This window comes from Mitsuaria sp. CC2, assembly GCF_048957715.1.
In the GTDB taxonomy this organism is placed as follows: domain Bacteria; phylum Pseudomonadota; class Gammaproteobacteria; order Burkholderiales; family Burkholderiaceae_C; genus Roseateles.
Genome location: NZ_JARVXN010000034.1, coordinates 21706 through 32018, shown reverse-complemented (window position 1 = coordinate 32018; position 10313 = coordinate 21706). Strand labels below are relative to the sequence as shown.

Genomic DNA, 10313 nt, shown 5'->3' with positions numbered 1-10313 from the left:
CTTCAACGATCTCCGCCCGATGACATCGATCGCTCCTTCGCCTTCCCTCGATGACGACACGCCGGCGCAGCTCGCGGTCCGCGGCGCGGAGCTCGCGCTGGGCGGCCGACCGGTGCTCCGCGGCATCGACCTGACGCTCGCGCGCGGCGAAGTCGTCGCGCTGCTGGGCGCTTCCGGCTGCGGCAAGACGACGCTGCTGCGGTCGATCGCCGGCCTGCAGCGCCTGGACCGGGGAACGATCTCGATGTCCGGCCAGGAGGTGCAGACGCTCCCGCCGCAGCTGCGCGACATCGGCATGGTGTTCCAGCACTACGCGCTCTTCCCCAACCTGTCGGTACGGGAGAACATCCGTTTCGGCCCGCTGGCGCGCGGCGAGGAGCCCTCGCTCGCCGACACGCGGGCCGACGAATTGTTGGACCTCATTGATCTGCGCGCGTTGGCGGACCGCCTGCCGCAGGCGCTGTCGGGCGGGCAGCGGCAACGCGTGGCGCTTGCTCGCGCGCTGGCGACACGGCCGATGCTGCTGCTCATGGACGAGCCGTTCTCGGCGCTCGACGAGCATTTCCGGCTGCCGCTGCGACGACAGTTCCGGCAGCTGCAGCGCGAGCTCGGCCAGAGCTGCGCAATCGTCACGCACGACCGCGAAGAGGCCTTCGAGATCGCCGACCGGGTGGCGGTCATGTTCGACGGCGTCATCGCGCAATGCGCCTCACCGCGCGAGCTGCGACGGGCGCCGGCGAACCGCCGGGTGGCGGACTTCCTGGGCATCTTCAATCGTCTGGAGGCGCGGACGCTGGACGGCGCCTGGCGCCGCGACACGGGCCACTGGATCGCGCCGGTGGAAACGCTGGTGCTTGCCGACGACCACGCCGACGGCCGAGCAAGCGGCGAGGCGTCCTGCGAGGCGCTGCGCTTCACGGCGACGCTGCGGGCCAGTTATCCGGGACAGCAGCGCGTGGCCTGCGAGCTGGAAGGCCCGGGCGGCCAGACGCTGACGATGTGGCGGCGACATGAGGACGCCGAACTCGCGCCCGGTAGCCCACTGCAGATCGCGATCGCCGAGCCGGCGCTGCGGTGGATCGAGGAGTAGCCCTGGCGTCTGGCGGCGTCCGACGACCTCAGACGTCCTGCGGACGGTACTCCGTCGGCAGCGCTTCCCGATACGGATAGAACTTGAAGAACGGCCGTGCCTCGTCGAGCGTGCGCACGACCGACGGGCGTTGCATCAGCCGCGAGAAGTACGCTGCGAGCCGTGGATGCGAGGGGCCGAGCGGCACCAGGGTGGTCGCGTAGAACAGCGACGGTGCCGCCGCACAATCGGCCATGCTGAAGTGCTCGCCGGCGGCCCAATCGCGGTCGGCCAGACGCTCATCGAGCATCCCGTACGCCATCGACAGCGTGTCGCGCGCCTTGGTGACGGCGATTGGATCGCGGTCCTCCTCCGCGCGCAGCCGGTCCCCGACGATGGCCTGCATCGGCTGCATCACGTAGAGATCGAACAACCGATCCATCAGCCGGACCTCCAGCGCCGCGTCGCCGTCGGTCGGCACCAGTTGCTGGTCCGGCCGCGCATGGCGCCGCGCGAGGTACTCGATGATCACGCTGGTCTCGGGAACGACCTTGTCCCCGTCGACCAGCAGCGGCATCTTGCCCGTCGGCCAACGTGCGAGAAACTCGGCGCGTTGCGCGGGGTCGCCGAGATTGAGGAAACAACGCTCGACCTCGACATCGAGTTCGTTCAAGGCGATCAACGCCTTGTGGCAGAACGACGACAGCGGATGGAAATGGAGGCTCAACGCCATGTCATTCACCTGAAGGGAGATTGCCGTGAGAGAAAGCTTATCGCAACGCCCGCGGGGCATCGCCGCATCCTTGGCCGGGCTCATCTCCCGCGCGCCAGGCCGGTTCATCACATCGATCGCGGCGTTCGCGGCGCTGAGCGGCTGCGCTCAAGAACCAACCGCGCCGATCGTCTCTGTGACCGCACCGGCGATCGCCGCAGCGACGGCAGACGACCCTGAGGGCGCGGAATCGTTGATCCGGGCGGTCATCACCTCGGGCGATGTGAAGGGCCTGGCGATCGCGGTGATCGAAGACGGTCAGATCCGGGCCGTGCGCACTTACGGCCATCGCAACGCCGAGGGCCAGGCGCTTCAGACCGGCACGGTGATGTACGGCGCCTCGCTCACCAAAGCGGTTTTCGCCTACACGGTCCTGCAGCTTGTCGATGAGGGCCAGGTCGATCTCGACGCCTCGATTGCGACCTTGCTGGACCGACCGCTGCCGGACTATCCGAAGGACTCGCGCTATGGCCCCTGGCCGGACCTGCGCGGCGACGAGCGCTGGCGGGCCCTGACGCCGCGGCTGCTGCTCTCGCATCGCGGCGGTTTCGGCAACTTCGCGTTCCTGGAACCGGACGGCAAGCTGCGCTTCCACTTCGATCCGGGCAGTCGCTACGCGTATTCCGGCGAGGGTTTGATCCTGCTGCAGTTCGTGCTCGAACAGGGGCGGCTGAAGCTGGATCTCGGCCAGGAGATGCAGCGCCGCGTGTTCGACCGATTCGGCATGACGATGACGGCCATGAAGTGGCGCGAGGACTTCGCCATGAATCTGGCGGACGGCGTGACGGAGGCTCGTCGCTGGGTCCCGCACGATCCCCGCAGCCGGGTGCGTGCCGCGGGGTCGATGGACACGACGATCGACGACTTCGCGCGCTTCGCTGCCGGACTCGCGCGCGGCGACGGGCTCTCTTCGCGCAGCCGCGCGGAGATGACGCGACCGCAGGCGCCGATCACTACCGCCTCGCAGTTCCCGACCGTGCAGCAGGAACTGCCTGCATCGCAGCGGCGGGCGGACCTCGCGGCCGGACTCGGCGTCGTCGTGTTCGACGGACCCCAGGGGCGCGGCTACTTCAAGGGCGGCCACGACGACCAGACCGGCAACACGATGGTGTGCGTCGAACGCCGCCGCGCCTGCGTCGTGCTGCTGTCCAACGACGTCATGGCCGAACGGCTCTATCCGGCGATCGTGCGACGCGTGCTCGGCGAGACGGGTGTGCCGTTCATGTGGGAGTACGGTCCGAAGGCGTCGGGATGGATGCGCTGAGCACGCCAGGCGCCGCCTCACGGCGTCACGGCATCACGGGAACACCGCCAGGAACAGGAACACCACGAACACCACCATGTGGACCGCGCCCTGCAGCACGGTCGCGCGACCGCCGCCCAGCGTCAGGCCGCCGACGATGAAGGTCAGGAACAGCAGCACCATGCTCAGCGGCGTCAGCCCCAGCACCAGCGAGTGCGGGAACAGCGGCGACAGCACCGCCACCGTCGGGATCGTCAAGCCGATGCTCGCCAGCCCCGAGCCCAGCGCGAGGTTCAGGCTGGTCTGCAGACGGTTGTGCAGCGCCGCGCGCACCGCCGCCACCGTCTCCGGCAGCAGCACCAGCATCGCCACGATCACGCCCACCAGCGACGGCGGCGCGCCGATCGCCTGCACGCCGCGCTCGATCGTCGGCGCCAGCAGCTTGGCCAGGCCCACGACACCGACCAGGCACACCAGCAGCAGCGCCAGGCTGGTGCCGGCCACGCGCCAGCTCGGCGGGGCCGCGTGCGCGTCCTGATCGTCGACGCCAGTCACCGGCAGGAAGTAGTCGCGGTGCCGCACCGCCTGCACGAACACAAAAGCGCCGTAGAGCACCAGCGACACGCCGCCCGCGAACAGCAGCTGCGTGGTGGTGAAGGTCGGGCCGGCGGAACTCGTCGTGAACGCCGGCAGCACCAGCGTCAGCACCGACAGCGCGGCCAGCACCGCCAGCGTCGGGCTCGTGCCCTCGACGCGGAAGGCCAGCTCCTGATGCTTCCAGCCGCCGACCAGGATGCACAGCCCCAGCACGCCGTTGCACACGATCATGATCGCGGAGAACACCGTGTCCCGCGCCAGCGCATTGGTCGACTCGCCGCCGGCCAGCATCAGCGACACGATCAGCGCCACCTCGATGATGGTCACCGCCACCGCCAGCACCAGCGAGCCGTAGGGCTCGCCCACGCGGTGCGCGACGACCTCGGCGTGATGCACCGCCGCCAGCACCGCGGCGATCAGCAGCACGCTCACCACGCCCAGCACCAGCGTCGAATTGGCGCCGGCCGTCAGGCCCGCCAGCGCGAGGACCGCGGCCAGCGGCGCCGCCAGCGACCAGAGGGGTAGGGCCGCGGGCAGGCGGGCAAGGAGGGAGTTGGAGCGCTTCGCAGTCATGCGTCCGAGCATAGACCACGATGGTCGGGCGACCGCGGACGCGCTAGGCTACGCCCACCATGCCGACCCTCGATCCCCGCGTCGACGCCTACATCGAGCGCGCCGCCCCGTTCGCACGGGACCTCCTGCGCCACTGGCGCGCGGCCGTCCACACGCACTGCCCCGACGTCGTCGAGACGATCAAGTGGGGCTTCCCCAACTTCACCTACCGCGCCAAGATCCTGACCAGCATGGCCGCCTTCAACGCGCATTGCTCGATCGGCTTCTGGCACGGCGAGGCCAAGAAGGCCGAGACGCGCGAGCGTCGGCTGGCGCAGGCCGTCGAGTGGCTCGCCGAAGGCAAGCGCCGGAACTGGAAGTACGAGAACTGCTGAGGTGCCGGCATGGCGCCCTCGACGCCGTCCAGGCCGCCCAAGCCGCCCAAGCCGCCCAAGCCGTCTGCGCCTCAGCCGACGGGAGACTCCGTCCCCAACTCCAAGCCGCTGTCGTGCACCTGCACGTTGTTGCGACCGCCGTCCTTGGCGCGATACAGCGCGCGGTCGGCCCGCATGAACAGCTGGTCGGCCGTGAGCTGACCGCCCGGCTCCGCCACCGCGATGCCCGCCGACACCGTCAGCGTGAAGGCGCGGCCGTCGCCGTCGCACAGCTGCAGCGTCGCCACCGCTTCCCGGATCTGCTCGACCAGGCTTCTCGCGCCCGATCCGTCGGTGGCCGGCAGCACGAGTCCGAATTCCTCGCCGCCCCAGCGGCCCACGACGTCCGACGCGCGCAGCCGGGCCCGGACCTCCGCGGCAAAGGCGCGCAGCGCGTCATCCCCGGCGTGATGCCCGTGGCAGTCGTTGACGTCCTTGAAATGGTCCAGGTCCAGCAGGACGAACGCCAGCGGCGAGCCTTCGCGCCGGCCGCGTTCCAGTTCGTGCCGCAGCAGCGCGTCGGCGGTCATGCGGTTGAGGCAGCCGGTGAGCCCGTCCATGGAGGCGACCTCCTCCATGCGCCGCGCGATGCGCTCGAAGTTGGCGAGCACGAATCCGAAGCCCGCGCCGATCAGGCAGATGAAGCTGAACAGGAAGGTCAGCCCCTGGCCGAGGCTGCCCTGCATCAGGTCCTGGTACTCGTCCGGATTCGTCAGCGCATGCACGCTGCGCAGCATCAGGCTCGCGGCGGCCGCCACCAGGGTGACGCCGACGGCGCGCAGCGAGGCCTCGCCGCGCCATCCCGGCCCCAGCAGCAGGCAGATCGCCGGCAGCAGGAGCAGCGCGAAGACCAGCGAGATCGCGCTGGTGCGCAGCGCCAGCGGCCAGGTCAGCATCCACGCGGTCAGCCCCCAGGCCACCGCCGGTCCGGCCCACCACATCCATCGCGGCAGCGAACGTCCCAGCACATGACGATGGATCGCCTCGTTGTAGAACACCAGGCCCAGCGCGATCAGCCCGTTGCCGACCAGCGCGGAGAACCAGATCGGCAGCACCAGGCGCGACGCCAGCCCCACGAAGCCGAACAGCAGCGTCCACGAGCCCCAGGTCCACACGCCGAGATCCAGGTAATGCAACCGGCTGCGCTGCGCCGCCCACAGCTGCACGCCGAGCATCGCGAATCCGCTCAGCAGCGCCAACATCAGCGTGGGGATGTGGATGGACGCCATGACGCAGAAGTGTAGTGACGACGCCCCGTCGGTGCCCCCCTACATCACAGGCGTTGCCCGTTACAGACGCGTCAGACCGAGTTGCTCATGGGAGTCCGGCCGGCGCCGGCCGTCCGTCCGTCGGCACAGGGCCGACGCTCAGGGCCGACGCTCAGCACCGACGATCAGGACAGGCGTTCGATCAGTGCCATCGCGGCGGCGGGCGCGCGTTCCTTCGCGCCGCTGATGAAGAACACGAACACGTCGCGCGCCCGCTTGGGCGGCGTGCGGTCGGTCTCGACCAGCGGCAGACGATCGGGCTGGCCGCCCGACTCCCAGCGTGACGCGCTGGCGGCGAGGCCGTCGAGTTCCTCCTCCGTCACCCCGGTGACGAGCTCCGACCGCGTCCGCATCACCCGCGTGTAGACGAAGTCGGTGGTGAGGTCGGGAATCGGCGGATAGTCGTCGGATTCGGTGAAGACGACACCGGCACCGTGATCGCGCGCCATCGCCAGGAACTCCGGCGAGCGGAAGCTTTCGTGGCGGACGTCGAGCGCGTGCCGCAGCGGGACGCCCGCGGACGCCTTCGGCAGCAGCTTCAGGAAGGCGCCGAAGTCGACCGGATCGAAGCGCTTGGTGGTCGCGAACTGCCACACGATGGGCCCGAGCTTGGGACCGAGTTCGGCGACGCCGCTGTCGACGAAGCGCGTGACCGACTCGCCGGCCTCGGCCAGCACGCGCCGGTTGGTCGCGAAACGGTTGGCCTTGAGCGAGAACACGAAGCCCTCCGGCGCGGTGTCGCGCCACTTGGCGAACGTGGCCGGCTTGAAGGTGGCGTAATAGGTGCCGTTGACCTCGATGGCGCTCAGCTGGCGACTGGCGTATTCCAGCTCGCGCGAGGCGGGCAGGTCCTTGGGATAGAAGGTCTCGCGCCAAGGCTCGAAGTTCCAGCCGCCGATGCCCACGTGGATCGAGGTGCTCATGTCGTCGTGTCCTCCAGAAGTCGGTCGAGTCGGGTCTGTCCGCGGCGCGTGACGCGCAATGCGCGGCTGTCGGGGTCGGGGTCCAGCCAGCCCTGCGTGAGCATCGCCTGCAGCCATGCGGCGCCGAGCGCGCCACCCAGGTGCGGACGCCGCTCGCTCCAGTCCATGCAGGCGCAGGCCAGGCGGCGGCGGCGCGCGCCGGCGGCAGCCGCCACGTCGACGCCGAGCCCGCGCAGCGCGTCCAGGCCCGCGTCGGTGAAGCGATAGCCGCGGACCTCGTCGGGGTCCGGCGTCATCCAGTGCAGGCGCAGCGCGTGGTCGTGCAGTCGCACGCCCCAGTGGCCGGCGAGATGGTCGTAGCAGCGACGCGCCTGTCGCAGCGCGGGCGGGGTGCTGGGCTCGAAGCGCGGCCGCGGCAGGCCGGCCAGCACCAGCATCGCCTCCAGCGCCTGGCCGACCTCCGGCCCGGCCAGCCGGTAGTAGCGGTGCTTGCCCTGCGCCATGCAGCCGACCAGGCCCTGTCCCAGCAGCTTGGCCAGATGCGCGCTGGCCGTCGACGCGGCGACGTCGCCGACGGCGGCCAGTTCGGTCGCCGTGCGCGCGTGGCCGTCCATCAGGCAGCACAGCATGCGCGCACGCACCGGCTCGGCCATGCTGGCGGCAATGTGGGCCAGCGCCTCGTCGGCGGTGGGGGCGTCAATCATGCTTCGATGCTAAGCGAAGCGTTCCCGGCAAACCATCGCGAAGATTCCCCCATGCCGACCCCACCGCCCCCACCGCCCGTGCCACCGCTGCCGCCCCCGCCGACCTGTCCCTTCCATTCGCCGCTGCTCGATCCCGGGCTGCGCATGCGGCCACCCGGCGAGCCGCTGCCACCGCCGCTGCGCGCGCACGGCGGACCGCTGGCGGACGTCTTCGCGCGTTGGCTTCGCCAGCGCGACGATGTCGCGCATCCTCCGGAGAAAACGGCGTTGACGCGTGCGCTGACGGCGCTGTCGGATGACGACATCCGCGCCCACGCGCGACGCCAGGCCGCGATCGCGCTGGCGGGCGGCTGGTCGCACTGGTCCTGGGCCGTGCCGGCGTCGACGGTCGCGAGCCTGCTCGGCATCGAGATCCTCGATGTCGACGCGCAACAGCGGCTGCATGCCGCCCTGCGCGCGATGGCCGCGGGCCTGGGCGCCGATGCCGACGCCGATGCCGTGCGTCAGGGCGGCGAAGCGGTGACGGCACTGCTGGACGCGCTCGACGACGCGGAGCGTCGTTCGCCGGATGCGCCGTTGCAGTGCACCTTGCTGCGTCATGCGGCCCCGACGCGATGGACCGACCGGGCGGCGTTCACCGCCAACCGGCTGGCGCTGATCTGGCAGGGCCACGAGGCCGGCGCCGCGCTGCTGGGTCACGCGATGCTCGAGTGGCGGTCAACCGGCCGAGCCTTCGGTCAGGTGCCTTCGCGCGAGGACCTGCAGCGCATCGCCCGCGAGGGCGGCGCCGTTCGCGTGACCCGCCGCTTCGATGTGCGGCAGGAACCCGCTGCACCGGTGAGCGTTCCGCTGGCTGGCACCGACCACCCTTTCGGCGACGGCGCCCATCGCTGCCCCGGGCAAGGCCTGGCACTGACGAGCGTGCACGCGGCGTTGACCTGGCTCTCGGCACAGCCCCGTCTCCGTCGGCCGGAGCCCGCCGCGCCGCTGTCGCTGCCCAACATGGACATTCCACAGTTCCTAAACGACTTGCCCGACCCGGACGACCTGCACGACCTGCACGACCTGGAAAAGGAGCCCCAGCCATGATCGCCGTCATCTTCGAAGTCATTCCCAGCACCGAGGGGCGCGAGCGCTATCTGGCACTCGCGGCCGAACTCAAGCCGCTGCTGCAGCAGGTCGACGGATTCCTGAGCATCGAGCGCTTCCAGAGCCTGACCGATCCCGACAAGCTGCTGTCGCTGTCCTTCTGGCGCGACGAAGAGGCGGTGCGCGAATGGCGTCGCATCGAAGCGCATCGCGGCGCGCAATCGGAGGGCCGCGCGGGTGTCTTCGCCGACTACCGGCTGCGCGTCGCTGCCGTGCTGCGCGACTACGGCATGACCGAGCGGGAACAGGCGCCGGCGGACAGCCGCGAACGGCACCGCGCTTGAGGCTCGCATGCACATTACGCGCGTGACGCGCGTAACGTGCGTAACGTGCGTAACGCGACTTCCCTCGGCGCCTCGTCGTGCGGCCGGAGATTTCATCGACGATCCGCCCATGTCATCTCTCCCCCTCCCCGCCCCGGGCTCGCCGCGCCAGCACGGCCTGGACACGCTGCGCGCCGCCGCCATCCTGCTGGTCTTCGCATACCACTATCAGGTCTTCGTCAGCGGCACGCCGACCTTCGGCTGGTTGAGCGGCATCGGCTGGACCGGCGTCGACCTGTTCTTCGTGCTGAGCGGCTACCTGATCGCCAACCAACTGATGGGCGGGATGAAACGCGGCGGCCGGCTCTCGTTGCCGCGCTTCTACGGACGCCGCCTGCTGCGCACGCTGCCCAACTTCTATGTGGTGCTCGCGCTCTACTGGCTGTTCCCGCAGGTGATGGGCGGACGCGAACCGCCGCCGCTGTGGCGCTTCCTGAGCTTCACGCAGAACATCGCGCTGACGCCGGGGACGGCGTTCTCGCACGCGTGGTCGTTGTGCATCGAGGAGCAGTTCTACCTGGTGCTGCCCGCGGCGCTGATGCTCGGTGCGGCGCTCCAGCAGCGCCGCCGGACGCTGGCGTGGTCGCTGATCGGCGTGCTGACGCTCGCGGCGATCCTCTGGCGCGATCATCTGTGGCGCCTGTACGGCACGCAGAACCCGTCGCTCGGCTACTACCCGCAGCTGTACTACGGCAGCCTCGCGCGGCTGGACGAGTTCCTGCCCGGCGTCGCCGTCGCGCTGCTCAAGCACGGGCACGCGGACCTCTGGGCGGCGCTGATGCAACGTGCGAAAACGCTGCTCGCGATCGGCGTCGCGGCTAGCCTCGGCATGCTGACGCTGATGCTGCACTTCTACTACATCGACGACTACGGCTACGGCCACGCGATGAGCAGTTGGGGTTACAGCGCGCTGGCCTGGAGCTTCGGACTGATGGTGCTGGCGGCGCTCGCGCCGCGGGGGCCGATGGCGCGCGTCCGGGTGCCGGGCGCGAATGCCCTGGCCCGTTGGTCCTATGCGCTGTACCTGACCCACAAGCCGATCGCGTACGCGCTGCTGAAGCCGCTGGCGGCGCTCGGCCTGATGCGGGGATCAGGCGGGACGGTGCCGGTGATCGCAGCGGCCTGCCTGCTCGGCGGCTGGCTGCTCTACCGCCGGGTGGAGCTCCCGTTCCTGGCCCTGCGGGACCGCTGGATCCCTTCGCACTTCGTCGACGCGTCGCGTGCTACAACGGCGGATCCAAGGAGCCCTCAGCATGCGTAGCCCTCGTCCTTCCGACCC

General features: G+C 70.2%; 11 protein-coding genes. 6 read left to right on the top strand and 5 right to left on the bottom strand.

The window, feature by feature from the left end; translation table 11 throughout:
• Positions 1-19: 19 nt before the first annotated feature.
• Positions 20-1090 carry an ABC transporter ATP-binding protein gene (locus tag PV762_RS23110; RefSeq protein WP_421037333.1) on the top strand — a complete coding sequence of 357 codons (1071 nt, stop codon included), beginning with the start codon at positions 20-22 and terminating at the stop codon, positions 1088-1090.
• 28 nt (positions 1091-1118) lie between these two features.
• On the opposite strand, the gene PV762_RS23105 is transcribed toward PV762_RS23110, so the two are convergent.
• Positions 1119-1802 carry a glutathione S-transferase family protein gene (locus PV762_RS23105; protein ID WP_421037332.1) on the bottom strand — a complete coding sequence of 228 codons (684 nt, stop codon included), beginning with the start codon at positions 1800-1802 and terminating at the stop codon, positions 1119-1121.
• A gap of 175 nt (positions 1803-1977) precedes the next feature.
• Here PV762_RS23105 and PV762_RS23100 point away from each other — a divergent pair, with 175 nt between their 5' ends.
• Positions 1978-3105 (top strand): serine hydrolase domain-containing protein, encoded by a 1128-nt coding sequence (locus tag PV762_RS23100; protein WP_421037331.1) that lies wholly within the window; start codon positions 1978-1980, stop codon positions 3103-3105.
• Positions 3106-3138: 33 nt separating this feature from the next.
• Here PV762_RS23100 and PV762_RS23095 read toward each other — a convergent pair whose 3' ends face one another.
• Complete coding sequence (locus tag PV762_RS23095; protein ID WP_421037330.1) at positions 3139-4254, bottom strand: calcium:proton antiporter; 1116 nt, start codon at positions 4252-4254, stop codon at positions 3139-3141.
• A 59-nt stretch (positions 4255-4313) separates the two neighbouring features.
• Between PV762_RS23095 and PV762_RS23090 the strand changes: the two genes are divergently transcribed.
• Positions 4314-4628 carry a DUF1801 domain-containing protein gene (locus PV762_RS23090; RefSeq protein WP_421037329.1) on the top strand — a complete coding sequence of 105 codons (315 nt, stop codon included), beginning with the start codon at positions 4314-4316 and terminating at the stop codon, positions 4626-4628.
• A gap of 71 nt (positions 4629-4699) precedes the next feature.
• Here PV762_RS23090 and PV762_RS23085 read toward each other — a convergent pair whose 3' ends face one another.
• The 3 genes from PV762_RS23085 to PV762_RS23075 all read right to left on the bottom strand — a co-directional run bounded on the left by PV762_RS23085 (position 4700) and on the right by PV762_RS23075 (position 7562).
• Complete coding sequence (locus tag PV762_RS23085) at positions 4700-5896, bottom strand: diguanylate cyclase (RefSeq protein ID WP_421037328.1); 1197 nt, start codon at positions 5894-5896, stop codon at positions 4700-4702.
• Positions 5897-6060: 164 nt separating this feature from the next.
• On the bottom strand, positions 6061-6858 hold the full coding sequence (locus PV762_RS23080) for a DUF72 domain-containing protein (RefSeq protein ID WP_421037327.1): 798 nt from the start codon (positions 6856-6858) through the stop codon (positions 6061-6063).
• Complete coding sequence (locus PV762_RS23075; protein ID WP_421037326.1) at positions 6855-7562, bottom strand: ArsR/SmtB family transcription factor; 708 nt, start codon at positions 7560-7562, stop codon at positions 6855-6857. The genes PV762_RS23080 and PV762_RS23075 overlap by 4 nt, the downstream gene beginning before the upstream one ends.
• Before the next feature lie 51 nt (positions 7563-7613).
• Between PV762_RS23075 and PV762_RS23070 the strand changes: the two genes are divergently transcribed.
• The 3 genes from PV762_RS23070 to PV762_RS23060 all read left to right on the top strand — a co-directional run bounded on the left by PV762_RS23070 (position 7614) and on the right by PV762_RS23060 (position 10295).
• Positions 7614-8651: a hypothetical protein gene (locus PV762_RS23070; RefSeq protein WP_421037325.1), complete on the top strand. Its 1038-nt coding sequence runs from the start codon at positions 7614-7616 to the stop codon at positions 8649-8651.
• Complete coding sequence (locus PV762_RS23065) at positions 8648-8995, top strand: antibiotic biosynthesis monooxygenase family protein (RefSeq protein WP_421037324.1); 348 nt, start codon at positions 8648-8650, stop codon at positions 8993-8995. The genes PV762_RS23070 and PV762_RS23065 overlap by 4 nt, the downstream gene beginning before the upstream one ends.
• 109 nt (positions 8996-9104) lie before the next feature.
• Positions 9105-10295: an acyltransferase family protein gene (locus PV762_RS23060; RefSeq protein WP_421037323.1), complete on the top strand. Its 1191-nt coding sequence runs from the start codon at positions 9105-9107 to the stop codon at positions 10293-10295.
• Positions 10296-10313 lie beyond the last annotated feature (18 nt).